The sequence below is a fragment of the Neobacillus drentensis genome, assembly GCF_036962125.1.
GTDB classification, from domain to species: domain Bacteria; phylum Bacillota; class Bacilli; order Bacillales; family Cytobacillaceae; genus Neobacillus; species Neobacillus drentensis_B.
On record NZ_JBALOA010000014.1, the window covers coordinates 423,748 to 448,032 of the forward strand.

The 24,285-nt window shown below is 37.4% G+C and carries 25 protein-coding genes; 18 read left to right on the forward strand and 7 right to left on the reverse strand.

The features are described from left to right. Positions 1-36 precede the first annotated feature (36 nt). The 4 genes from V7121_RS13915 (at position 37) to V7121_RS13930 (ending at position 4,832) form a co-directional block, all read left to right on the forward strand. Positions 37-930, forward strand: coding sequence for a 5'-3' exonuclease (locus V7121_RS13915; protein WP_335500397.1), 894 nt, complete (start codon positions 37-39; stop codon positions 928-930). A 38-nt stretch (positions 931-968) separates the two neighbouring features. Continuing rightward, positions 969-1,796 (forward strand): serine/threonine-protein kinase, encoded by an 828-nt coding sequence (locus tag V7121_RS13920; protein WP_335546854.1) that lies wholly within the window; start codon positions 969-971, stop codon positions 1,794-1,796. A gap of 64 nt (positions 1,797-1,860) precedes the next feature. Further along, entirely contained in the window at positions 1,861-2,433 is a 573-nt protein-coding gene (locus tag V7121_RS13925; protein ID WP_335500393.1) for an AarF/UbiB family protein, read from the forward strand. Positions 2,434-2,522: 89 nt separating this feature from the next. After that, positions 2,523-4,832, forward strand: a complete 2,310-nt coding sequence (locus tag V7121_RS13930; RefSeq protein WP_335546856.1) for a YheC/YheD family endospore coat-associated protein — start codon at positions 2,523-2,525, stop codon at positions 4,830-4,832. Between the two features lie 40 nt (positions 4,833-4,872). Here V7121_RS13930 and V7121_RS13935 read toward each other — a convergent pair whose 3' ends face one another. Beyond that, positions 4,873-6,039, reverse strand: a complete 1,167-nt coding sequence (locus V7121_RS13935; protein WP_335546857.1) for a glycosyltransferase family 4 protein — start codon at positions 6,037-6,039, stop codon at positions 4,873-4,875. A gap of 179 nt (positions 6,040-6,218) precedes the next feature. On the opposite strand from V7121_RS13935, the gene V7121_RS13940 reads away from it, so the two are divergent. From V7121_RS13940 to V7121_RS13950, 3 genes are read left to right on the forward strand one after another with little or no spacing between them, the layout of a single operon-like run. Beyond that, a complete protein-coding gene (locus V7121_RS13940; protein WP_335500387.1) occupies positions 6,219-7,304 on the forward strand; it encodes a YheC/YheD family endospore coat-associated protein in 1,086 nt (361 codons plus the stop codon). A 25-nt stretch (positions 7,305-7,329) separates the two neighbouring features. Then, positions 7,330-8,553, forward strand: a complete 1,224-nt coding sequence (locus V7121_RS13945) for an ATP-grasp domain-containing protein (RefSeq protein ID WP_335500385.1) — start codon at positions 7,330-7,332, stop codon at positions 8,551-8,553. A gap of 13 nt (positions 8,554-8,566) precedes the next feature. Continuing rightward, positions 8,567-9,583: a YheC/YheD family protein gene (locus tag V7121_RS13950; protein WP_335500382.1), complete on the forward strand. Its 1,017-nt coding sequence runs from the start codon at positions 8,567-8,569 to the stop codon at positions 9,581-9,583. A gap of 68 nt (positions 9,584-9,651) precedes the next feature. Here V7121_RS13950 and sspL read toward each other — a convergent pair whose 3' ends face one another. Beyond that, positions 9,652-9,789 (reverse strand): small, acid-soluble spore protein L, encoded by a 138-nt coding sequence (gene sspL / locus V7121_RS13955; RefSeq protein ID WP_144547355.1) that lies wholly within the window; start codon positions 9,787-9,789, stop codon positions 9,652-9,654. An 83-nt stretch (positions 9,790-9,872) separates the two neighbouring features. Between sspL and V7121_RS13960 the strand changes: the two genes are divergently transcribed. Together V7121_RS13960 and V7121_RS13965 are read left to right on the forward strand one after the other, a co-directional pair. Next, positions 9,873-10,364, forward strand: a complete 492-nt coding sequence (locus V7121_RS13960; protein ID WP_335500379.1) for a divergent PAP2 family protein — start codon at positions 9,873-9,875, stop codon at positions 10,362-10,364. Positions 10,365-10,393: 29 nt separating this feature from the next. Further along, positions 10,394-10,675: a DUF6123 family protein gene (locus tag V7121_RS13965; protein WP_335546858.1), complete on the forward strand. Its 282-nt coding sequence runs from the start codon at positions 10,394-10,396 to the stop codon at positions 10,673-10,675. 35 nt (positions 10,676-10,710) lie between these two features. Here V7121_RS13965 and V7121_RS13970 read toward each other — a convergent pair whose 3' ends face one another. Together V7121_RS13970 and V7121_RS13975 are read right to left on the reverse strand one after the other, a co-directional pair. Further along, positions 10,711-11,640, reverse strand: coding sequence for a DMT family transporter (locus tag V7121_RS13970; protein ID WP_335546860.1), 930 nt, complete (start codon positions 11,638-11,640; stop codon positions 10,711-10,713). Between the two features lie 3 nt (positions 11,641-11,643). After that, positions 11,644-12,051, reverse strand: coding sequence for a reverse transcriptase-like protein (locus tag V7121_RS13975; protein WP_335500374.1), 408 nt, complete (start codon positions 12,049-12,051; stop codon positions 11,644-11,646). A 198-nt stretch (positions 12,052-12,249) separates the two neighbouring features. Here V7121_RS13975 and V7121_RS13980 point away from each other — a divergent pair, with 198 nt between their 5' ends. Next, positions 12,250-12,906 carry a reverse transcriptase-like protein gene (locus V7121_RS13980; protein ID WP_335546863.1) on the forward strand — a complete coding sequence of 219 codons (657 nt, stop codon included), beginning with the start codon at positions 12,250-12,252 and terminating at the stop codon, positions 12,904-12,906. A 20-nt stretch (positions 12,907-12,926) separates the two neighbouring features. Then, on the forward strand, positions 12,927-13,112 hold the full coding sequence (locus V7121_RS13985) for a zinc-finger domain-containing protein (RefSeq protein WP_335546864.1): 186 nt from the start codon (positions 12,927-12,929) through the stop codon (positions 13,110-13,112). Positions 13,113-13,181: 69 nt separating this feature from the next. Here the strand turns inward: V7121_RS13985 and cspD are convergent, their stop codons facing one another. Then, positions 13,182-13,382: a cold-shock protein CspD gene (cspD, locus tag V7121_RS13990; RefSeq protein WP_026563856.1), complete on the reverse strand. Its 201-nt coding sequence runs from the start codon at positions 13,380-13,382 to the stop codon at positions 13,182-13,184. 272 nt (positions 13,383-13,654) lie between these two features. Between cspD and V7121_RS13995 the strand changes: the two genes are divergently transcribed. The 7 genes from V7121_RS13995 (at position 13,655) to mntR (ending at position 22,853) form a co-directional block, all read left to right on the forward strand. Beyond that, on the forward strand, positions 13,655-13,924 hold the full coding sequence (locus tag V7121_RS13995; protein ID WP_335500368.1) for a hypothetical protein: 270 nt from the start codon (positions 13,655-13,657) through the stop codon (positions 13,922-13,924). A gap of 267 nt (positions 13,925-14,191) precedes the next feature. Next, complete coding sequence (locus V7121_RS14000; protein ID WP_335546866.1) at positions 14,192-15,598, forward strand: cytochrome ubiquinol oxidase subunit I; 1,407 nt, start codon at positions 14,192-14,194, stop codon at positions 15,596-15,598. A 1-nt stretch (position 15,599) separates the two neighbouring features. Beyond that, complete coding sequence (gene cydB, locus V7121_RS14005; RefSeq protein WP_335546867.1) at positions 15,600-16,613, forward strand: cytochrome d ubiquinol oxidase subunit II; 1,014 nt, start codon at positions 15,600-15,602, stop codon at positions 16,611-16,613. Then, positions 16,613-18,328: a thiol reductant ABC exporter subunit CydD gene (cydD, locus tag V7121_RS14010; protein ID WP_335546870.1), complete on the forward strand. Its 1,716-nt coding sequence runs from the start codon at positions 16,613-16,615 to the stop codon at positions 18,326-18,328. Before cydB ends, cydD begins: the two co-directional genes overlap by 1 nt. Then, positions 18,328-20,061, forward strand: a complete 1,734-nt coding sequence (gene cydC / locus V7121_RS14015; RefSeq protein ID WP_335546871.1) for a thiol reductant ABC exporter subunit CydC — start codon at positions 18,328-18,330, stop codon at positions 20,059-20,061. Before cydD ends, cydC begins: the two co-directional genes overlap by 1 nt. A 106-nt stretch (positions 20,062-20,167) precedes the next feature. Next, positions 20,168-22,336: a DNA topoisomerase III gene (locus V7121_RS14020; RefSeq protein ID WP_335500457.1), complete on the forward strand. Its 2,169-nt coding sequence runs from the start codon at positions 20,168-20,170 to the stop codon at positions 22,334-22,336. Positions 22,337-22,430: 94 nt separating this feature from the next. After that, on the forward strand, positions 22,431-22,853 hold the full coding sequence (mntR, locus tag V7121_RS14025; RefSeq protein ID WP_335500357.1) for a transcriptional regulator MntR: 423 nt from the start codon (positions 22,431-22,433) through the stop codon (positions 22,851-22,853). A gap of 32 nt (positions 22,854-22,885) precedes the next feature. Here mntR and V7121_RS14030 read toward each other — a convergent pair whose 3' ends face one another. Both V7121_RS14030 and metA read right to left on the reverse strand, forming a co-directional pair. Continuing rightward, the gene (locus V7121_RS14030) at positions 22,886-23,098 is read right to left on the reverse strand and encodes a hypothetical protein (protein WP_335500355.1); all 213 of its coding nucleotides are present in this window, start codon (positions 23,096-23,098) and stop codon (positions 22,886-22,888) included. 112 nt (positions 23,099-23,210) lie between these two features. Then, positions 23,211-24,119 carry a homoserine O-acetyltransferase MetA gene (gene metA, locus V7121_RS14035; RefSeq protein WP_335500354.1) on the reverse strand — a complete coding sequence of 303 codons (909 nt, stop codon included), beginning with the start codon at positions 24,117-24,119 and terminating at the stop codon, positions 23,211-23,213. Positions 24,120-24,285 lie beyond the last annotated feature (166 nt).

Here is a 24,285-nt window from a genome sequence, read left to right on the forward strand (position 1 = left end):
TGTTGTTTTAATAACAACAACAAAGGAGGTCCAATAATGACAAATCAAAAGCCTTCACTTATGCTTGTTGATGGGATGGCCTTGCTATTCCGTGCTTTTTACGCTACCGCAGTTACAGGACAATTTATGATAAATTCAAAAGGAACACCCACCAATGGAATCCATGGCTTTGTTAAGCATTTATTCACAGCGGTAAATTCCTTCAAACCCTCTCATCTTGCCGTTTGTTGGGATATGGGAAGTAAAACCTTCCGAACAGAATTATTTTCTGATTATAAAGGGAATCGCGGCGAAGCACCGGTTGAGCTTATTCCGCAGTTCGATTTAGTTAAAGAGGTTGTCGCCTCTTTTGATATTCCCAATATTGGCTTAGCAGGTTATGAAGCAGATGATTGTATCGGAACAATTGCTAATCAATCAAAAGACTTTGCCCATGTCTCAATACTAACGGGTGATCAAGACATGCTGCAGTTACTTGATCAAAGTATTTCTGTTATATTGTTGAAAAAGGGCTATGGAAATTACCTGGTTCATACTCCAGAAACCTTTTTTGAAGAAAAAGGGATTACACCAAGGCAGATGATTGATTTAAAGGCCCTTATGGGGGACACGAGTGATAATTATCCTGGAGTGAAAGGAATCGGCGAAAAGACCGCTCTTAAGCTTTTGCAGGAGTTTGAACATGTTGAGGGGATTATTTCGAATCTAGATCGCTTGTCCAAATCAAATAAGACTAAAATTGAGCAGGATTTAGAAATGCTCCATTTATCAAGATTGCTTGCAGAAATAAAATGTGATGTTCCCGTTAGTTGTGCATTGGACGTGGCGGGACTTCGAATTGAGAAGGAAAAAGCATTGAATAAATTAATGGAATTAGAGCTCCGTGGATTGCAGCGCCTGTTGCCAATAAACGAAGCGTATGTTTCCTGAAAAAATGAGGTTGTCCATTCGAGACAACCTCATTTTTTATGGTTAAACATACAGGAATTCTTGTCTCATTAATAATAAGATATAAAAAACATGTCTTATCATTTCACTTGAAGGGGGGAACTACTTTAGAAAAGTATCGACTAGAGCAGCATCCATTAGGGAAAGGTGCAACAAGCCTTGTCTTTTTTGGTCTGAACGGAAAGAATGAGAGGGTTGTAATAAAGAAGGTCACCATGGGGAGTGAAGCAGAACAAGAGAACGAAATCTTAAAGAGCTTGCCTGTCCATAAGCATATTATTACTGGGTTAGATTTTTTTGTCGAGGAACAAACAGGGTATATTGTTTTAGAATACCATGAGGGATCGAGGCTTGGTTATTTTAAAAAAGGATCCATTCGTGAACAAAAATTAGCCGTTCAAATTACAATCAATATCCTCGAAGGATTAAAAGTAATCCACCAACATAATATTCTTCATTGCGATATCACACCTCATAACGTCTTAATTTGTAATGAACAACCTCAAACAGTTAAAATCATCGATTTTGGTTCCGCCGTTCAATTAAATGAATCAGGTGTATATATAGGGAGCCATAAAGGAGCAACAAGATATTACCGGCCGCCAGAGTTATGTAAAAAAAATAATTGCTTTACGGCAAACTTAGACACTAGCTCTGATCTATATAGTGTCGCATGTGTATGTTTGTACTTACTAACAGGAGAGGCTCCAGTTAATAAACATCAGGCTTGCGCAAAAGTAGCGCATCGAGGATTGCAGGAAGTTCTAATGAAAGCAACCAATAAAAGGAAATCAAAACGGTATCAATCTGCCCAAGAACTTATTGATGCCCTCTTACCATTTATATAATTGCTAATCTAAATGAATGTATCGACAGAATAGAGACTTAATCCTATAAAGGAGAATAAGAGTGGTGAATGATTTTACCCAAATTGAAGTGATAGCGGGAAAACCTGTTCAGGTTCGATCCAATCCAACTCCCTATCCGCTTATCGGAAAAGGATTACAAGGTGCAGTGTTCAAATTATCCGATGACCGCTGTGTAAAAATATATTCCAAAAAAATATATTGTCGTCGCGAAAACCTAGTTTTACAGGAATTTAGTCAAAAATCAGTGATCTTTCCCGAGGTTTATGAGTCAGGTGAAAAATATATTATCATGGAATATTTAAATGGCCCAACATTACAAGAATATCTTCAGGAATCAGAAACTCTTCCTGAAGATGTGGCAAAGGAAATATTTCATCTAATAACCGAACTAAAAAGATTACGATTTATGCGCATTGACTTTTCTTTGCGCCATACTATTTTTAATAAACATGGAAAGTTAAAAATCATTGACCATGTAAATTCGTTTAAAATTCAACGGTCGTACCCAAAAAGACTATTTAAGGATTTAAAACAATTAGGACTACTAACATCATTTTTAGAGATTGTAAACAAACTAGCCCCTGAAAGCTATGAACAATGGAAGAAACTGTGTTAAAGATGGACTAACCTCGCCGTGTCCACTATTGTTATAAGGTTTCATAGAATGCATTTTGAATCTAAAAATGATTGAAGGAGACATTATTTATGGATGAAACGTCTATTGGTATTATTTTACCAAAGAGGCAATGGAAAGAACTTGCACAAGAGCAGCTGGATGAAGATTACTCTTTTGTGTTTCAGTATGCCGAAACAGGCGAAAGATTAAATTTGGAGGTCTTATTTTTTAATATTGATGAGATACTTGTTACCGAGCGTAAGGGAGAAGCATTAATTATTCACGAAGGTGAGATAGTATTAAAAGGGTTCGTTACAATCCCTTCGATTGTTTATAATCCATTTATTTATCATCAAAAAAAACACAATCGAACCATCTTTGAATTAGCAAGACAAACAGATAGTACAATTATTAATGAACAGAATAATATTAAGAAAACACCCTTCCTCGATTTGATGGAATCATATCCTAAGATAAAAGATCAAGTGAAAATTGCCGATTCAAACCAACCATTATTTAGTCTTTACGTTTTAGGACAAAAGGATTGCCATCATCAATGGACTACCCCTCTAGCCTATGCCAAGATTCATAACGCAATCTATAGCTTAGAGGAAGCCTGTCAACTTGTTACAAAGAGTCAGCAAGTAGAAGAGGGAATAATTGATGAGCTATATGAAATCAGCCATCAAATTTTAGAAATCCTTCATTACTATTATCCTGCCATTTATGAAATCGGTCTTGAATTTGCGATGACGGAAACTACCCAAATAAAAATTCATTCGACTTGTCCGGTCATTAACATGATTAGAGACATAAGTTCTCGTAATCAAAATTTAGCTAAAACTATCCTTGAGTGGCCAATCAAGCTTGGAAAAGATATCAGCAGGATAAAAAATATGGAAATACCGGAATCAAGCATACCCCCACAAGAGGAAAACGACTACCTCGATGATACTGTAGCCGGTTTTATCGGACAATTAAGCCTATTGGATGAGAATGTTTGGGTGAAATTTAAAGTTTTTCACGATCCTGAACTAAAAATGAAATTACCTAACCGGATTACTGAACGATGGAGAGACCAACCTGAAGCTGTGTTATTCGGGGTCATTGAACAGCCATGCCACTTCGATATTTACGAAGACGCTATTCCACTTAGACATAATTCTTACAACAATCCTGTCGATTTGTTTGTTTCCGATTCTTTAGTGGATAAGATGCATCTTCCACTTGACCTTGTTTATCAAATCCAATTTACAGACAGGAAGGCGATAATCGGTCCCACGATTGGTTTGTTATTAGGTGAAAAAAACCAAGTTACTACTCTAAAATATATGGAAAAATTCAAGGATCGTTTTGGTGAATATCATCGCTTTGGAGGTGTCACCATCGCCTTTTCTGCCCGCTCGGTAGATTGGGAAGAGAAGATTGTCTATGGTATGATCTATGACCATGATAAAAAACACTGGCGCTATCAATCCACACCTATCCCTGCTGCCATTTATCGTCGGAACTTCCATCAGAAGAAAGAAAGTATAAAAAAATTAAAGGAATTGACAAATAATAATTTATTTAATTCCTACCACTTTAAAAAATCCGATCTTTATTTATTAAAAGATAATCCAGAACTCAAAAACAACCTGCCAGAAACGTTTCTATTAAAAAATATAGCGGAATTAATTGATTTTTTACAAGTAAATAAGAAGATTATCTTAAAGCCTGTAAGCTCATCGAGAGGGCGAGGTATATTCATCTTAGAAGTAAATAGTGAGCATGAAGGGTTTTGTTTATATGATTATCGAAATAATACTAAGATTACCCACAGAATTAAGGATATCAACGAGTTGGAAACATTATTGGTGGAAGAGGGGATATTTAACCAGGAATATTTATATCAAACCTACATTCCGTTATTAAAGGTAGGTAACCGATCTCTTGATGTCAGGGTAGTTATGCAAAAATACAACAAAATGAAGTGGCAATGTACGGGGATTGAATGCAGGGTAGCTCAAGAAGATGTAGATCTAACCAATATAGCCCGCGGCGGAGATGCCATGACGTTGGAAGCAGTTATTAAAAATGCCAAAGGAAGTCTTAACTATTCTCAGGTGTATCGAAACATATTGAACATTTGTCAAATATTTTGCCGGATTATGGATCAAAAGAATGAGCACTTCGCAGAATTTGGCATCGACATAGCCTTAGATGATGAGGGCTTCCCGTGGATTTTGGAAGCAAATATTTATCCAAGCTTCAAAGGATTTAAAACTTTAGACTATGAAACGTACTTGAAAATTCGTAATCAACCGCTGTTTTATGCCGTGCAAATTCAAGGGTTTCAGATTCTTGACGAAGAGGCATTTGGTCAACCCCTATACTTCGGAAGAAGAGCATATTTATAGTTAGAAACGTCCCTTTTTCTTGTGTGAAAGGGACGTTTTCTTATTTTTCCATTATTGCTTCGTTATACCAATGGTAAACGCGGCTTGCACTTTTCTCCCATGTGAAATTTTCATTGACTCTATTTACAGAGTTTAGACCTAACTCTTTAATCTTTTCCGGGTGGTTTAAGAGTTCAATAACATATTGGGCAAGTTCTTTTTCGATATTTTGTGTATTAATTAAATAGCCTGTTTTACCATGTACGATCACTTCTGGCATACCCCCAATATTTGTTGCGATAACCGGGACTCCACAGGCCATTGCTTCCACATTAACTAATCCAAACGCTTCATTTCCAGTTGATGGAACTAAGACAAGATCTGCTGCCTCAAACCACACGTGAATTTCTGAATGCGGAATAAAGGATAGAAAGCTGACATGATTTGAAAATTTCTTAGCTAACCTATACAAATCATTCACATAGTTTGTTTTTCTGTCTGACCCATAATAAGCACTTCCAGCAATAACCAATAGGGTGTCAGGTACCGCTTGGATAATCGCTGGCATGGCTTGCAATATTTTGTGCACGCCCTTTATTTTTCTTAACCGGCCGACAAATAAGATTATCTTCTTTCCTTCGATGTTTAATTGCGTTTTAACCTGCTCATTCCTATTAAGTCGATTGGTGGACCATTTAGAAACAAACTGATCCGTGTTCACTCCTAAATGATTAACAACGACTTTAGCAGCTTCACAACCTGTTTGTTCAACTAAAAAGTTTTTAAGGAAGTGGCTATTGACTATAACCTTGTCAACTAGATGTAAACAATAAACTAACTCGTCCCTTGCAATATGTGAAGCGGAAATAAACTTAGTTGAATGGAGTGACAGCCATACTGGGGTTTTATTGAATTTTTGTTTGACAAGAGGAATGTATTTTGGGCGATTTTCAATCTGAATAATCTGGGGTTGAAGTTTAGATAGTACTGAAACGACCTTCAATAAATACCCTTGCCAATTTCGATAGATAAACCGGATATAAGAAATATTTCCTAGCTTTTCGGTTCGCAGCAATCCCTTAGTCTTTTTCCCGAATATTGTAAACTCTACTTCGTTTTGTAGAGTATTTGTTAGCCTTTCTACGACTGTTTCAACCGAACTAGAGCGTGAAGAAGGAATGGGGAACGAACCAGGGGTAATGATTGCTACCTTTGGCTTGGCTCTCATTTTCAATACACCTCTTACATAATGGTAAGTTAGTGTATTCATGTAATAATTTAATGTTTCAAGAAAAACTGGGTGTTTGTCTTTCCAAATATTAAATTAGTGCATTTTATAATAAAGAAAGCAAGTAATTAATTATGCGGTTGGAAGGTGAACCCTTTTAATAAGGTGGGGAAAATAATTTGGTACCACAATATATTGGAATTTTATTAAGCTCGCAATTATATCGAGAACTTAGCGATGGAAAGAAGCCTAAGATATTAACTTTTTACGAGGATGCAGGCAAAATTAATGACATCATTCCCATATATCTGCAATTGGAGGATTTACAACCTGGAAATTCTCAGACAAAAGGTTATATTATCGATTCTGAAGGTAATTATAACAAAACGATAATTCCGAAACCTCTGGTCATTCATAATCGTGGGTATCAATGTTCGAGGACTGTGAAGAAGCAAATTAAAAGATTACAAGCGGAAGGTTTACTATTTTTTAATGAGTGGAACCACTATGGGAAATTTAAGATTCATAATCTACTAGTGGAAAGTGAAGAATTAAGAAAGCATCTCCCAGAAACGGTTCATATGGATCCAAATAATCTCATTGACATGATGGATAAACATAGCGAATTAATCATCAAACCGAGCAGTGGTACATTTGGTAAACGAAACATGAAAGCTGCACGGATTACCGATTCAGAATGGTTGTTATCCTATCCTTTAGGTGATAGGTGGAAGGAGGAAAGGGTTCCTGTAGAGCAGATGTCAATGAAGATTAAGACTTTGGCGGAAAAAGGAAAGTATATCATCCAGGAAAGAATTGCACTGGCCCATTATTATAACAATCCATTTGATCTTCGTGTATCCGTCCAGCGAAATGGGAATGGAGAATGGCAAGTAACTGGAATGGTTGGTAAGGTGGCGAAAGATGGAAATTTTGTGACAAATGTGGCAAGAGGCGGGACATGTGTTACTTTTGAAGAAATTCTTAGAAACTTACCTGAACTTGATGAAAAACAAGTAGCAGCAGATGTAAAACATTTATCGCTGATAGTTGCACAACAATTAGAACATCAGATTCCTAACCTGGCAGATATCGGCCTCGATGTGGGGATTACTGCAAATGGTTTTCCTATGTTTATTGAATGTAATGCGCGTGATCTTAGATTATCCTTTCGTGAAGCTGGATTGTTTGACACGTGGCGAGATACTTATATAACCCCAATTAGTTTCGGGAAATATTTGTTAACCGTGAGAAATAGTCAATAAAAACAAACAAAGGAAGGAGGTTGCTATGCAAACTATTGTCTTTATCGGAAGTAACAAATCAGGAACCAGCCGTGATGCTCTCAACATTTCAACAACAATGGGCTATTATACAGTACTACTAACAAATCGAAGTGAATTTATAAAACAAGAAGAAGAATTTCCAGAAGTCGCGCGGATGCTATATGTTGAAAATTTACTTGATGAAGAGAATATTTTAAAAATTATTAAGGGGCTCGAGGCAGAAAATAATCAAATTTGCGCCGTTATTAGTTTCATTGATCCGTTTGTATCTTACGCTGCTAGAATCTCAGCAGCGATAGGACTTTATCCATTGTCCACGGAGGCATTGGCAATCATAGAGCAGAAATCTCAGTTTCGAGAGTGTCTTAAAGCGCTTCCTGTTTCTCCTAAGTTTACACTTTTTAATAGGAAACAATCCATTCCACAATGTGTAGAGGAATATCAACAGCATTTACCACTCATCTTAAAGTCATCTGTTTCTAATGGATCAAAGGATGTTTTATTAGTTAAAACTGCCTTGGAATTTATAGAAGGCTTAGACTTTTTATCCAAAAAATTCCCTTCCATTCCAATTTTAATCGAAGAGTACCTAATTGGAATCCAATATTTAATTGAAGTTATCGTTAAGGAGGGGCAAATCTCGCTGGTAGCAATTATTGAACAAGAGATATTATCAGGTGAACGGTTTATTATTACGGGGTATAGTTTACCAGCTATTATGGAAGAAGTGACCATGCGAGAATTGCAAATTGCGGTTACAAGTATTATTCAAGCCTTAAGATTAGTGAATGGAACTTGCCATCTAGAAATGCGGCTCGTTGATGGAGAGTGGAAGTTAATTGAAATTAATCCAAGAATGTCAGGCGGAGCGATGAATCGAATTATCCAGGAAGGTACTGGAATCAATTTAGTAAAGGAAACACTTAAACTTTTTCTAGGAGACGAACCGAATTTAGCAGCAACAAAAAGGAATTATGTTTATGCAAAATTTCTAACCATTAATGCGCGCGGCAGACTCATGAAGGTGATCGGAAAGAATCGTGCTGCTGCTTACGAAGGAGTAAAGGAAGTTTTTGTGAAACCAAGAAGAGGTGCAATATTGACTAAGCCATACTCCTTGGGTGATCGCTATGCCTATGTGATTGCCATAGCAGATACCCCAGAACAGGCAAAAGAGATTGCATTGACTGCATCAAAAGAAATCAAGTTTTATTTAGAGCCACTATAAGGATGTGAGGATTTTGAAGTCAATTGGAATGCTTCACTATCAGAAAAATCCAACGGAGGTTAAGAAAGCGTACCCCTATGCAGCGGTCGCAAAAATGGAAGGAATCCCTTTTTATTATTTTACATTCAACAATATTGATTTTACTACGATGAAAGTAACTGGTTGGGAATACAATCATGGTGAATGGGCCCAAACAGTAGCGGATCTTCCAACAGTTATCATCAATAGTTGCAATCCTAAAACCAAAAAACAAAAATCGATTTTAAAGAAGTTAAAGGATTCCGCGATTATTACCAGTTATCCTGTTGGAAATAAACTTAAAGTATATAAAAAAGTACTTAAAGCAAAAGAATTCTCCAGTTACCTTATTCCTTCTATCGAATTAAAAAATCCCCTAGAATGTATCCCTTTTTTGGAGGTCCATTCACGCGCTGTAGTCAAACCAGCAGCTGGAAATCAAGGTAAAAAAGTCTTATTTATTGAAAAACTAAATGAACATCAGAGTTACAAATTAACTGATGGTTCAAAGATTACCACACTCCATCAAAATGAATTAGAAAGTTTACTTACTAACATAATTCTTGAACAAAGATATTTGCTGCAGCCTTTTATTGATTGCAAAACCAAATCCGGATTAACCTATGATTTTCGTTTGCACGTTCAAAAAAATGGCAGTGGGGTTTGGGAAATCAACCTAATTTATCCTCGGATCAACGGGAACGGCAAATTAATTAGTAATATAAGCAGCGGCGGATATCGCGGTGACTTAGAACCCTTTCTTTTCCAAGAATTTGGGGATGATTCCAATCGAATTAAGGCAGTTCTCGAGGATTTTGGCCTATCATTTTCAGCCCATTTTGACACATTATATGAACATTCCTTTGATGAACTTGGTATTGATGTTGGAATAGATCAGCAGAAAAGGCTTTGGATCTTTGAAGTCAACTGGAGACCAGGGTGTAAACTTAGGGAATTTGAAGTGGCTCGGAGATTGATTCCCTATTGTATCTTTTTAGGAAAAAGTATTTAAAACTTTCCTATTATAAGGAGAACAGGCTGTCTCGGTAAAGGACAGCCATTTTGGTTATTATGGAGGGATCATTTAGTGTTCTTTTTCTTAGCTGCATTTTCTAATTTACTTTTTGGCTCTTCAGCAAACTCTGCATCTTGACCATATCCTTGTGGATTAACTCCTGGCGCTTTCACGCCGCGGTTCACTTGTCCATTTTTACTCATCTACGTCACCTCCCACTTTTTTAGTATTCCCAGATGGAATAATAAAACTCAAGTTCTCGAACAATATTGAGAGGGGTGATTTAATGAACAAGGGTGTTTATTTAGCGCTTTTCAGCATGGGACTAGCACAAGGAATGAAAATTCCAATTCACTATTATAAAAAGAAGGAATGGCGACCAGAGTTATTTTTTGGTACTGGCGGAATGCCGAGCTCACATTCAGCCGGAGTTTCTACATTAACAACCTATATTGCGATGCAGCGAGGCCTGCCCACTTTTGATTTTGCCCTATCCCTTATCTATGGTTTAATCGTCATGTACGATGCGCAAGGGGTTAGAAGGCAGACAGGAGAGCTTACTTTAAAAGTAAATTCCATGAATGAGTTAATAGAAAAAATTCACAAAGAAGAAAGCGTTGAATTTAAACAGGACTCCCCAAAAAAGTTAAAAGAAATGTTAGGTCATCAACCAGAAGAAGTTGTCGGAGGGGCCATTTTAGGTGTTTTAGTGGGAGTCATTGGCCACTTATGTACAAAAAGGAATAGAAAATTTTCAAAATTTAAGTTAAGATTTTAAAGGGATGTTAAGAGTTTGTTGGGAGAGGGATGGCAAAGTCAGTGGGTACAGTCGAAGATTATTTGCACCACTTAGAAGGAAAGGGTTTTCAATTCCAAGAGGATGCAATTGGTTTTATTTTCTTTGGGAAACACTATACGAATGCTTCTGATGAAATGATTAATACAGCCATTGAATTGACTTTAAAAGCTCAAAAAAGTTTTGATGGCAGTTTTTATGTATCATTATTGGAAACATTAATTTCAAACAAAATCAGCTCAAGGAAAGATGCAATTCGATTCATTAAAGAAAAGGACCTAATAGTGATATAAATCATGAAAAAACTCCCTTCAAAAAGGGAGTTTTTTCATGAGACTTTATCTTTTATCGTTCTATTTAGTTTACCTACTGCCATTTTTTTCGACGGGAGCTCAGCAAAAATCATTCCAGCAAAGATGAGAATGCAGCCAACTAAAGCACTATAGGATAGGCGTTCATTTGCCCAATAAAAGCCAGTAATAGCAGCAAACACGGGCTCCATTGCAAAAATTAAAGCAACACGAGTAGCGGAGGTATATTTTTGAAAATTTGTTTGAACCAAAAATGCCAGCGCTGTTGCAAAAACGCTTGTGATGATTAATGCGATGATTACGTCTTTTGTTAATAGGATATCTGGATTAAATGACTGCTTCCAATCTTCAAAAATAAAGGAAGAGATAATGGATAAAATAGCAACTGTAGATATTTGGACGACTGTTAAAAGCATGGTTGGATATTTACTGCTAAATTTACCAGTATAAATAATCTGGAGGGCAAAACTAATGGCACATATGAATACTAAACCATCTCCTTTATTTAGTCCAGTCACATCAGTCATTGTCAATAGGAATAAGCCAATGGTCGCAGTTAAAACACCTAATACCGCATTCCTTGATGGAAACTGTTTTAATAACATCATGGAAAACAATGGAACAAGGACGACATTTAATCCTGTTATAAATCCAGCCTTTGATGATGTTGTGTATAACAGCCCAATTGTTTGTGTAGCATAACCTAAAAAAAGCCAAAATCCGATGAAGACGCCCGATAGCAACAGTTTACGATCTAATTGTTTTAATTGTCTTTTTTCAAATAAGACAAGAAGGAGAATTAATAAAATAGCTGCAGTAAGAAATCGAATTGCATTGAAGGAAAATGGTTCAAGAAAATCAATTGCATTTTGAACTAATACAAAAGTTGTACCCCAGATGATAGTTACCAGGAGCAAACTTATATCCGCAACTAAAGGTTTTTTCATGTTTTATTGCTCCTCGGGAATATTTTTTCGGATCGCCGTCCGTGCTAGTTCATCAGCAGCCTTATTTTCAGCACTGGGGATCCATTTCATAAAGAATAATGGTATTTGTTTGGATAATTGTAAGGCATGATCAAGCAATGGAGTGTATAGCTTATTCTTGACAAACTCCTTTTCAACCGCTTGATTTACTAATTGTGAATCAGTTCGGAAGGACAAAACGGAATCTTGAAGACCTTTTTCTATACAAATTTCCAATGCCTTAATAAATGCATGATATTCCGCTTCATGATTTGACATGTTTCCTAACGGAATTGAATATTTTTCTGTTAGACCGTTTCCTTTAATAAAAATCCCTGCGCCGCTCGGTCCAGGATTTCCCTTACTTGCTCCGTCAATATAAACCTCAATCAATTTTGGTTCCTCCATTATTGTATTATAGAAAGTTTATCATATTTCTTTTTAGGCAGAAAATATTTATTCTTATAACTACTGTGAAGAAGTGGGCATGATAAGATTATATGAGAAAAGGTTAGGATAAAGTGGTAGAAATGGCTAGAGTGAATATGTTTATTATAGCCACTTGAATTCTAATAAGAGAGGTTGAAGACATTGAAATATCGGTTAGAGTGGATATATAAAACGAAAAGTAATGAAAAAGTTCAGTTTTCCTCTGAATCGGTATCAGGTGAAACGGCCATCCAAATTGGCGAAGAGCTTGAAGCAACCGGAAAAGTGTCTGAGCTGTTTTTTTATGACGAAAAAGAAACATCATGGATTTTAAAAGAATTGAAAAAGTTGATGACTGAGATAGAAGATGACCCACATGATATAACAGTTTACTTTGATGGGGGATATCAAAAAGAAACAAATCAAGCAGGTTTAGGAGCAGTTATCTTTTTTAAACAAGGGAAAAAGAAATACCGAATCAGAGCTAATGAACGAATTAATGAACTCGAGAATAACAATGAAGCAGAGTACGCTGCTTTTTATTATGCGTTGAATATTTTAGAGGATTTAGGTGTTCATCATTTATCCTGTGAATTTAAAGGAGATTCGCAGGTCGTGTTAAAACAGTTGGAAGGTGAGTGGCCATGCTATGAGGATAATCTTAACAATTGGCTGGACAGAATTGAGGGAAAAATTAAAGCACTAGGGTTAATACCTAAATATACGTCTATAACTAGAAAAGAAAACAAAGAAGCAGATAAATTAGCGACACAGGCATTAGAAGGAAAAGAAATTTTCGCAAAAACATTAATTCTCTAGGAAATGGGTGTGAGACTTTTGTGAAGGAAGGAAACAGAAGGGAATTATTGAGTCATGTTGAAACTTTAATGGTGCAATATTGTGATGGCTGTTTTTTGCATCAGCATTTGAAGAAAGAATGCGGGCGAAGGTCTGCACACCGATTCTGCATTTCCCAGTGTACTGTCGGAGAACAGCTCCAGGAATATGGGAAAAAATTGAGCTGATACCCCATATTTAATGACTCATATAAAAAGGCTGACGAAAATCGTCAGCCCTTAATTGGTTAGTTTAGATTATAGTTTTACAACGTTAGCTGCTTGTGGTCCACGGTTTCCTTCAACGATTTCAAAAGAAACTTCTTGGCCTTCTTCTAAAGATTTGAAGCCTTCGCCAGTGATAGCGCTGAAGTGTACGAATACATCGTCGCCGCCTTCTACTTCAATAAAACCAAAACCTTTTTCATTGTTAAACCATTTAACTTTACCGTTTTGCATTTACTTCTTCCTCCTAAGCCTTTCAAGCCACCCATATGGTGCCAAAGATAAATATTATCATGTAGCTTTATGCAAGTATTACCATGCATACAGTAGTTACATGATGCTTTAAATATACAATATTGAAAATTTGCAGTCAAGAAAGGACTGAAGTTTTTGGCGAATTTATCATGGAATCTATGAAAATATATGTATGACTCTTAGTCTCTATCATAAAACGATTATTGTATCATATGTATAATTAATCAATATACATGTAGAGGCGGGATACCATGTATCGATTTTCCATTGATGGTACTGATTGGATACTAAGATTTTCACCGCAAGTTTTTATTGAAACTGATGAAAAACAGACAATTTTGTCAGAATTGCTTACTATCAAAGGGGATTTAGTAAAGTATTCACACGGGTGTGCCTTTATCATCTTTACTCAAAAAATTGGTGCGATCGTTTTCGATGTTGAGCGAATTCCGTCATTGATATTAACAGTATCGAATATTATCTCAGAAGAGTCTTGGTATAACCGCAATCTTCTTCAATAAGTCCCCAAAAAATACGACAAATGCAGGGTGGTCATATAAATGGCTACCCTTATTTTTATTCAGTGGTATTTGTCACAAAACAGACAAATAATTAAGGAGATTTCGTGACATTGTTTGCTATTATAGTAGTAAGATCTTTGAGAGTAATTCTAAGAAAATAATTATTATCAAATTTGCGTGTTGCTTAGAGATTGGTAAAAAGGAATTTTTTTTGTTAAGTTTGTGAATTACTGAACATGTTATTAAAAAAGTAGGAGGTTGTCAATTATGGATCCAGTGTTTTTGGCAAGATTTCAATTTGCTGCAACAACAATTTTTCACTTTTTCTTCGTCCCGCTTTCCATTGGTCTAGTTTTTACGGTGGCATTAATGGAAACACTTTACGTTGTGAAGAAGAATGATATTTACAAAAAAATGGCAAAATTTTGGGGGCATTTGTTTTTAATAAACTTTGCCGTTGGTGTCGTGACTGGAATTATCCAGGAATTTCAATTTGGGATGAACTGGTCTGATTATTCCCGATTTGTGGGCGATGTTTTTGGGGCTCCATTGGCCATCGAAGCCTTATTAGCCTTTTTCATGGAGTCCACCTTTATCGGGTTATGGATTTTTGGTTGGGACCGCCTGCCGAAAAAAGTTCATCTAGCCTGTATTTGGCTTGTTTCTTTTGGCACTATTCTTTCAGGTTTTTGGATTCTAATGGCTAATTCATTCATGCAAGTCCCTGTTGGATTTGAGATCAACAATGGTCGTGCAGAAATGAATGACTTTCTTGCATTAGTAACAAACGGGCAATTGTGGGTAGAATTCCCTCATGTTATTACGGGAGCATTATGCACGGGCGCGTTTTTCATTGCGGGGGTAAGTGCTGTTAATCTACTAAAGAAGAAGTCGGTTGATTTTTATCTAAAATCTATGAAAATTGCCATCATTATTGGTTTGATTGGCAGCATTGGTACAGCGTTAAGCGGGCATACACAAGCACAATATCTTGTGAAAACACAACCAATGAAAATGGCAGCTGCTGAAGGAATTTGGAAAGATACAGCTGATCCTGCACCATGGTCTGCTTTTGCGATAATCGATACAAACAAAAAAGAAAATAAATTTGAAGTCAATATTCCTTATGCGATGAGCTTTTTGGCCTATTCAAAATTTGAAGGCAGCTTAAAGGGAATGGAAACATTGCAAAAAGAATATACGAAAAAATATGATTCAGTGGTCGGGGAAGGGACAAATTATATTCCACCAGTTAAAACCACCTATTGGAGCTTTAGACTAATGATTGGTTTTGGCGTGGGGATGATTTTGTTATCGCTCTTTGGTGTATATCTATGGAAAAAAGCTAGATTAGCAGAAAGCCGTTTGTTCTTAAAGTTCCTTTTACCAGCAATTTCATTTCCGTTCTTAGCTAATACATTTGGCTGGGTAATGACAGAAGCGGGCCGTCAGCCGTGGACAGTTTTTGGTCTAATGACCACTGCTGATTCGATTTCGCCAAATGTTTCCGGAGGAACGATTCTTTTTTCTATTATTATGTACCTGCTGCTATTTACAATTCTTGCCGGCGTCATGATTTACTTGATGGTTCATGAAATTAAAAAGGGTCCCGACAGTCTCCATGGTATTGATTCTAAGGTATCAACGGATCCATTTAGTAAGGTAGGTGCTTAAGATGGAATTAAGTGAATTATGGTTTGTGCTAATTGCAGTCCTCTTTATTGGTTTCTTTTTCTTAGAAGGGTTTGATTTTGGTGTAGGCATGTCAACAAGGTTGCTCGCCCGTTCTCAAAAGGAACGAACAATAATGGTCAATACCATTGGTCCTTTCTGGGATGCTAATGAAGTATGGCTTCTTACGGGTGGAGGCGCTATATTTGCCGCCTTCCCTCATTGGTATGCGACAATGTTTAGCGGCTATTACCTGCCGTTGTTAGCTGTATTACTCTGCCTAATTGGACGCGGTGTGTCATTTGAATTCCGTCGCAAAGTAGATAATCCAAGGTGGACAAATACGTGGGATTGGGTCATCTTCTTTGGAAGCCTATTACCACCTTTCCTGCTTGGTGTCTTGTTTACAAGCATGCTAAGGGGCATGCCAATTAAAGCTGATATGAATATGAATGCGAGTTTTACAGATTTTATTAATATCTATTCTCTTTGGGGAGGTTTAACAGTCACTTTATTATGCTTCTTGCATGGTCTGAACTTCCTTACCTTAAAAACAGTGGGGGAGATTAGACAACGTGCAGCAGCTTTGGCAAAGAAGGTCGTTTTAGCGGTACTTGGTTCTTTAGTCGTCTTCGTTGCCCTATCTTGGGGGATGACAGACATTTTTAAAGTCCGTCTTGTGACTGAGTTAGTACTTGTTGTTTTAATAGTGCTTGCTTATGGAGTATCATCCGTTTCCATTATCAAAAAACAAGAAGGTTTAGCCTTTACCATGTCAGGGCTTGGTTTGGCATTTACAGTGTTAGCCATTTTTGCTGGGCTATTCCCGCGGGTAATGGTTAGCTCGATAAATAAAGCGTTTGATCTAACAGTTTACAATGCATCGAGCGGACCGTATTCCTTGAAAATAATGACGATTGTTGCTTTAACGATTCTTCCATTTGTACTTGGGTATACTATATGGAGTTATTATGTTTTCCGGAAACGGGTGACGGATAAGGAGCATTTAACATACTGATGGATAAAGCTTTGTTCTTGTACAAGGGAGTCAAACCACTTCTTAGCAAACTAGTAATTTTAACGGCTATTCAAGGAGTAATGATTATTATCCAAGCTTATTATTTGGCAGACGCAATCTCCTCGCTTTTTGGGGGAGATTCGTTTCTTATGGTTAGGAAAAAGTTGGCGTTTTTTTTACTGGCACTCACCATTCGTCAATTGCTGACGGTTTGGAAAAAAACGCTCAGTTTCCAGTTTTCTGCACACACAAGTAAACAACTTCGAGAAGAATTGTTGAAAAAGCTTTTTCAACTTGGTCCCCGTTTTGTAAGCGAAGAGGGATCAGGGCAGACGGTTACGCTGGTCATGGAAGGAGTGTTAAGATTTCGGCGGTACCTCGAAATTATCTTCATTAAATTTATTAACATGGCCATCATCCCTGCGGCGGTCTGTTTGTTTATCTCAACAGAAAATCTCCGTTCTGCTGTCATTCTAGTTATTGCTCTGCCAATCCTAATTATTTTTATGATATTGCTCGGCTTGGCGGCAAAAGCAAAAGCAGACCAACAATACGAATCCTATCAAATCCTTTCCAATCATTTTGTAGATTCCTTAAGAGGAATAGAAACACTCAAATATTTAGGATTAAGCAAAAAGCACATCGACAATATTGTTCGTGTCAGCGAGAAATATCGCCGTGCAACAATTGGTACATTGAAGGTAGCTTTTTTATCATCATTTGCCCTTGACTTTATAACAATGCTTTCAATTGCTACAGTTGCAGTATTTCTGGGAATGGGGTTAATTAATGGAACAATGGAATTACAGCCTGCTTTAACTATTTTGATTTTGGCACCAGAATATTTTCTACCAATTAGAGAATTAGGTGCCGACTACCATGCCACACTTGATGGGAAAAATGCAGGTAAGAAGACTGAAGAAATACTGCAGCGAGACTCTGGTCCTCAATCCGAGGTGACCGTTCCCAACTGGGACGAGACAAAGGATTTCTCCGTAATTGGCTTAAGTGTTCGGTTTGAGGACAATAACCAGGCTGGGTTGCATGACATGAATCTTTCAGTATCAGGAGCAAAAAAGATTGGTATTATAGGGGCAAGCGGTGCCGGAAAATCAACCTTTATCGATGTTTTGAGTGGGTTTTTAACTCCGTCTTCAGGTGAATTTTGCCTTAGTAACAAACGGATTCCTTCACTTGTCTATACAGCGTGGCAAAGTCAAGTAACCTATATTCCGCAGCATCCTTATATATTCAACGATACAATTCTAAATAATATTCGCTTTTATCATCCTGAGGCTAGTGAGGAGGAGGTAGAGATTGCTGCTAACAGAGCGGGTTTACTGGAAGTCATTCAGGGACTTCCTCATGGGTTAGCAACTGTTATCGGTGAAGGCGGACGTAACCTAAGTGGTGGCCAGGAACAGAGGATTGCAATTGCTCGTGCATTTTTAGGAAATCGTTCCGTAATTATGCTCGATGAACCAACTGCTCATTTGGATATAGAGACGGAAATTGAAATGAAAGAGACGCTGCTCGAATTATTCGCTGGCAAACTTGTTTTTTTTGCCACCCATCGTTTACATTGGATGCTGGACATGGATGAGATCATTGTCCTTGACCAAGGCAGGATTGTCGAAACCGGTACACATCAACAATTAATGGAACGAAAGTCAGTATACTATTACCTGATCAGCGATCAACAGGAGGGATTCTAATGGGCAAGGAAAAGTGGATCTATCCTTATTTACATCGGTATCGTTGGCAGTTTTTTTTAGCTGGTTTACTTGGGACAATGACGATTCTCTTTGGGGCGGGGTTAATGTTTACCTCAGGATATCTAATCTCCAAAGCCTCAACCCAACCTGAAACGATATTAATGGTGTATGTTCCAATAGTCGGGGTACGGGCATTTGGGATTGGCCGAGCCATCCTAAGTTATGTGGATAGGCTGACCGGCCACTCATTGGTATTAAACATTTTGTCAAAAATGCGTGTACGGTTATATAAAATCATCGAGCCGCAGGCTCTATTCCTTCGATCACGGTTTCGAACTGGTGACATCCTTAGTGTCCTTACAGATGATATTGAACAGTTACAGGATTTTTATTTAAAAACTCTGTTTCCCTCCATTGTCTCCCTTATCATTTATGTAATTATTATTATTTGTGCAGGGATGTTTTCACTTCCATTTGCCATCGTCCTTGCAGTCCAGATTGGGTTTATCCTAGTTGTTTGTCCGCTCGCTTCATTCTTCTACACTAAAGCACAAAACGAAAAATTAAAAATGGGAAGACATAAACAATACTACCAATTAACAGATGCAGTCTTCGGAATTGGCGATTGGATCTTTAGTGGTCACCATCATCGCTTTATCCGCCAAATTAAAAAACAAGAACAGCAAATGTTATCGCTAGAAACCAAAAAACACTCATTTGTAAACTGGAGAGATACGATTAATCAAATCATCCTTGGCACCATTGTAATCGTCACAATTGCTTGGTCAAATGGATTGACCATCAACGGCGAAATGTCGCCCACATTAATCGCTGCATTTGCACTTGTCACATTTTCCTTGGTGGAGTCGTTTTTGCCGATTGCGGGCGCTGTAAGCGAAACAACAACCTATAATGATTCATTAAAGCGCCTCAATAAGATGGAAATGAATGATGATCAAGAGAAAAAAGCATCCGTGTTATTTGATGATAAACGACCTACAGCACCCGTTTCACTAGAAATTAATAGGTTATTCTTTGGATACCTACCGAATGAATCACTTATACAAGACATTACATTAACAGTAGAACAAGGAGAAAAAGTTGCCATTATTGGAAGAAGCGGTTCAGGTAAATCAACCCTTTTGAATTTGATTCAAGGTGCACTATTACCGACAAGTGGTGAGGTACGAATAAATGGCAGATTGGCGACTGAGCTGGAGGGGTCTCTCCCAACAATCATGTCCGTATTGAATCAAAAGGCATACCTATTTAATACATCGGTCCTTAATAATATTCGCCTCGGGAGACCAGATGCAAGCGATGAAGAGGTATATCAAGTGGCTGAGCTGGTTCAATTAGACCAGTTAATTAAAGCTTTACCAGATGGTTATAAAACAAATATGCAGGAAACAGGACAGCGTTTCTCTGGAGGTGAACGGCAGAGAATTGCACTGGCAAGGATATTATTGCAAAATACTCCAGTAGTCATCTTGGACGAACCTACTGTCGGTTTGGATTCAATTACAGAAATAAAACTATTGAAAACAATCTTTGAAACACTTCAAGATAAAACAATTATCTGGGTGACACACCATTTGACCGGAGTGGAGAAGATGAATCGGATTATTTTTCTCGACCATGGGAAGATTGCCATGGAAGGTACGCATCAGCAATTAATGAACAGTGAAGAACGGTACCGCCGATTATACCAACTGGACCGTCCACTTTCATAATTTTGTGCAGGTATATACAATTACCGCGTTTATTTTGTCTTTACGAATAATGGTTTTAATGGGTAAAATGGATTCCGGGATGCTTGTAAAAAAGGGAGCAATCATAATGAAATTAATTATTGCCGAAAAGCCGGATCAAGGTTCGACCTTAGCATCAATCTTTAAACATAAAAAACAAAATGGCTTTATTGAAGTTTTTCCGAATGAGGTTTTTCCAGAGGGTGCTTATGTAACCTGGGCAATTGGTCATGTTTGCCAATTAGTTTCCCCTGAAAAATACCAGCAAGGGTGGAAAAAATGGTCATTAGATAATTTACCAATCATTCCTGAACAGTTTGAATATGAGGTAACGAAGGATAAAGCTAAACAATTTGCAGTGATAAAAAAGTTGGTATCTGATTCTAAGGTAACTGAGATTATTCATGCGGGTGATGCGGGGCGTGAAGGTGAGCTGATAATCCGCAATGTCCTCAGGTTGACTAAATGTCATAAACCGATGAAAAGGCTCTGGATATCTTCATTAACCGCTAATAGCATCAGAGAGGGATTTAAAAAACTTCTAGACGAACAAGAAACGCGAAGCTTATTTTTTGAGGCCTACACAAGGGCTTGCGCCGACTGGGTGGTGGGTATGAATGCATCACGTCTATACAGCCTTCTTTTACAAAAACAAGGATTCTCTGATGTTTTTTCAGTTGGCAGAGTACAAACTCCGACCTTAGCCCTTATTGTTAAAAGAGAACTAGAAATTGAGAACTTTAAGTCAGAGCCCTTTTGGGAGGTTCTAGCGCATTTTAATATAGATGGAAAAAAGTATTCAGGTAAATGGCAGAATGATGGGGAAACTAGAGTAAACACAAAAGAGTTAGCTGAAAAAGTTGCGGCTTTTTGCAAAGATAAACCCGCTGAGGTCAGTGAGGTGCAATCAGAAAGAAAAGAATTTCTTCCACCACTCTTGTACAATCTGTCTGCACTACAAGCTGAGGCGAATAAGCGATTTAAGTTCTCGCCGAAAAAAACGTTAGATGTGATGCAAAAACTCTATCAAAAAGGAAATGTCTCTTATCCTCGTTCAGATTCGCGGTACGTAACAAAAGAAGAAGCCAATACATTTCCAGAGATATTAAACAAATTAAGTCATATAAAAGATTATCAAAGCTTCTTTCCCTTACCATTTGCTTCGATTTCAGATAATAAACGCTATGTTAATGAAAAGAAGGTCACAGATCACTATGCAATTATTCCTACGGAGCAAATCCCGAATATTGATCGGCTTACACCAGATGAAAAGAAAATCTATGATTTAGTCGTTACTAGTTTAATTGCTGCACACTACAATAAAGCAATTGCTGAATATACGACTGTCACAACACTGGTGGAGGGCAGGGCGTCGTTTATCTCAAAAGGGAAGGTACAAATTGAAGAAGGCTGGCGAAAAGTCCTTAATCCAAAAGAAAGTGAAGATGTGCCTGCATTGCCCAAATTAGCTGAAGGTGAGCAGGGACTGACAGAAAAAGTGGAAGTGAAAGAAAGCAAAACCCAGCCGCCTAAACGTTATACAGAAGGTCAATTAATCACGTTAATGAAAACGGCTGGAAAGCATATAGATGATAAAGAACTTGAAAGAATTTTGACAAAGACTGAGGGCCTTGGAACAGAAGCAACAAGAGCAGGGATTATAACCATGCTAAAGGACCGCCTATACATTGGAGTGAACAAAAATTTAGTTTATGCTACAGCAAAAGCTAAAATACTGATCGAGGCAATCGGTAAAGAAATCTTAGCTTCCCCTGAAATGACGGCAAAATGGGAACAGAAGTTAAAGGAAATATCACAAGGGTCAGCGGCACCTAAACATTTTATGGAGCAAACGAAAAAGATGGTCATTCACTTAATTGCGTCAAGTCTTGGCCAAGCAGAAAGTTGGACATTTTCAGATGAAATGCGCGAAAATTTTTCACCAGGGAAGCAAAAGGGAAGAAAGCAGTCCTATACCAAACTGGGGCCATGTAAAAAATGTGAGGGGTCAGTTGTTGACAAGGGCAGCTTTTACGGTTGTTCCAATTACCAGAAAAATCATTGTGATTTTACCATATCCAAGAAAATATTAGGGAAAAACATAACCCAAAAGAATTTGAAACTGCTCCTGACAGAAGGGAAAACTGAGCTGATTGAAGGATTTGTAAATAAAGAAAAAACCTTTAATGCACGCCTCTTTATAGATGAAACAGATAAAAAGGTTAAATTTTTATTTACAGAAACTGCTTTAAATTAATGAAGTTGCCATTTAGATAAGTGATAAAGTGCCTTGTCACTTATTTTCTTCTATAGTAAACTTTTAGTTGAGTAATTTTTTTGGAGGGTATGGGATGCCAACACCTAGTATGGAAGATTATATTGAACAAATATATATATTGATTGAAGAAAAAGGATACGCTCGGGTCTCGGATATTGCCGAAGCGCTGTCTGTACATCCCTCCTCAGTAACCAAAATGGTGCAAAAGCTTGATAAAGATGAATACCTAGTTTATGAAAAATATAGAGGCCTTGTTTTAACAACAAAGGGTAAGAAGATTGGGAAACGACTCGTCTTTAGACACGATTTGCTCGAACAGTTCCTCAAAATCATCGGTGTGAAAAATGAAAATATATATAACGATGTCGAAGGAATTGAGCACCATTTAAGTTGGGATTCTATCGATCGAATTGGTGATCTAGTTCAATTTTTTGAAGAAGACCAAAGGCGGATTGATGCCTTAAATGAAATACAAAAACAAAATGAAAGTGAATAAAAATGAAGCACCTGGCAGAATTGCTAGGTGCTTTAATATAAATTTGGGAATTGATCAAAGGAGTCGTTGCCCTCTGGAAGTAAAGACAGTCCCTCATGTTCTACAGGAATAGCCTGAACTCCTTGAAGCAGTCCACGTTCCGCCTCTTGCACTGCCTTTCGATAGGAGATAATCCGTCCCTCAGAGGTAACAAAATTGATAATTTCTCCAAAGTAATTCCGGTGAAGTCCGACAATCGATTCCATGAAGATTCTCCTCTCTTATATGTAATAAATAAATTCCTTACATTTCCTATATTCTATCTATTTTATAAAATAATAAACAAAAAAGCATCGGGATCTTACCCGATGCTCTGTTTTACCCCCAAAAAAAAGGAGTCTCTTGGTAGACATAGTAATTCAACCAGTTTGAAAAGAATAAGTGACCGTGGGAGCGCCAGCGATTTATTGGCGGCTGGGTGGGGTCATTATTTGGAAAGTAGTTCTCAGGTATATGGATCTCAAGACCCTTATTCACATCCCTTTCGTATTCCTGTGCGAGGGAATCTGATTCATATTCTAAATGACCGGTTATCATCACATGCTTTCTATCCTGTGAAGCAATTAATAAGGCCCCTGCCTCCTCAGAAGCAGCCAATAATTTTAATGCTGGATTCTTTTTAATAGCTTCAATGGATACATCAGTATATCGGGAATGGGGAGCATAAAACTGATCGTCAAAACCACGCAGCAAGATATCATTTTGTTCGAAAACCTGATGGGCATAAATGCCGGAGCATTTTCTTTGCAATTCAAATTTTCCAATCCCGTAATGATAATAAAGTGCAGCCTGTGATCCCCAGCAAATATGTAGTGTTGAAGTGACATTTTCATTGGCCCAATCCATAATTTCTGTCAACTCCGACCAATATTTCACCTGTTCGAATTCTAACAGTTCAACAGGAGCACCAGTAATGATCATTCCGTCAAACTTCAAGTTTTTCACTTGTGAAAAAGTAGTGTAAAACTGTTCAAGATGCTGTTTACTTGTATGAGTCGATTCATAAGAATTGGTTTTTAAAAAATTTACATTCACTTGAAGTGGGGAGTTCCCCAATAATCGTAAAAGCTGCGTTTCTGCTTTCTCTTTTTCAGGCATTAAATTTAAAATAAGGATATTCAGAGGTCTAATATCCTGGGCCGTCGCACGTTCATTGTCCATAATGAAAATATTCTCTGTTTCAAGAATTTCCCTTGCTGGAAGGAGTTTTGGAATATTAATTGGCAAGTGACCATCCCCTTTATTAGGTTAAATTAGGCAATATTTAAATAATACATTCCATCCATTATTACAACTACTTACTATGTTAAGTCAATGAATATTTAAAATATTTATAATTATATTATAAACATTATAGGTAATTCAGCAAAGGTATTAATTTGTTTAAAATTAG

What these genes read in the sequence shown, in the direction of transcription:
- V7121_RS13915 (WP_335500397.1), top strand. Translation starts at nt 37, where the DNA reads ATGACAAATCAAAAGCCTTCACTTATGCTTGTTGATGGGATGGCCTTG.
- V7121_RS13920 (WP_335546854.1), top strand. Translation starts at nt 969, where the DNA reads ATGGTTAAACATACAGGAATTCTTGTCTCATTAATAATAAGATATAAA.
- V7121_RS13930 (WP_335546856.1), top strand. Translation starts at nt 2,523, where the DNA reads ATGGATGAAACGTCTATTGGTATTATTTTACCAAAGAGGCAATGGAAA.
- V7121_RS13935 (WP_335546857.1), bottom strand. Translation starts at nt 6,039, where the DNA reads ATGAGAGCCAAGCCAAAGGTAGCAATCATTACCCCTGGTTCGTTCCCC.
- V7121_RS13945 (WP_335500385.1), top strand. Translation starts at nt 7,330, where the DNA reads ATGCAAACTATTGTCTTTATCGGAAGTAACAAATCAGGAACCAGCCGT.
- sspL (WP_144547355.1), bottom strand. Translation starts at nt 9,789, where the DNA reads ATGAGTAAAAATGGACAAGTGAACCGCGGCGTGAAAGCGCCAGGAGTT.
- V7121_RS13960 (WP_335500379.1), top strand. Translation starts at nt 9,873, where the DNA reads ATGAACAAGGGTGTTTATTTAGCGCTTTTCAGCATGGGACTAGCACAA.
- V7121_RS13965 (WP_335546858.1), top strand. Translation starts at nt 10,394, where the DNA reads ATGGCAAAGTCAGTGGGTACAGTCGAAGATTATTTGCACCACTTAGAA.
- V7121_RS13970 (WP_335546860.1), bottom strand. Translation starts at nt 11,640, where the DNA reads ATGAAAAAACCTTTAGTTGCGGATATAAGTTTGCTCCTGGTAACTATC.
- cspD (WP_026563856.1), bottom strand. Translation starts at nt 13,382, where the DNA reads ATGCAAAACGGTAAAGTTAAATGGTTTAACAATGAAAAAGGTTTTGGT.
- V7121_RS13995 (WP_335500368.1), top strand. Translation starts at nt 13,655, where the DNA reads ATGTATCGATTTTCCATTGATGGTACTGATTGGATACTAAGATTTTCA.
- V7121_RS14000 (WP_335546866.1), top strand. Translation starts at nt 14,192, where the DNA reads ATGGATCCAGTGTTTTTGGCAAGATTTCAATTTGCTGCAACAACAATT.
- cydB (WP_335546867.1), top strand. Translation starts at nt 15,600, where the DNA reads ATGGAATTAAGTGAATTATGGTTTGTGCTAATTGCAGTCCTCTTTATT.
- cydD (WP_335546870.1), top strand. Translation starts at nt 16,613, where the DNA reads ATGGATAAAGCTTTGTTCTTGTACAAGGGAGTCAAACCACTTCTTAGC.
- cydC (WP_335546871.1), top strand. Translation starts at nt 18,328, where the DNA reads ATGGGCAAGGAAAAGTGGATCTATCCTTATTTACATCGGTATCGTTGG.
- V7121_RS14020 (WP_335500457.1), top strand. Translation starts at nt 20,168, where the DNA reads ATGAAATTAATTATTGCCGAAAAGCCGGATCAAGGTTCGACCTTAGCA.
- mntR (WP_335500357.1), top strand. Translation starts at nt 22,431, where the DNA reads ATGCCAACACCTAGTATGGAAGATTATATTGAACAAATATATATATTG.
- V7121_RS14030 (WP_335500355.1), bottom strand. Translation starts at nt 23,098, where the DNA reads ATGGAATCGATTGTCGGACTTCACCGGAATTACTTTGGAGAAATTATC.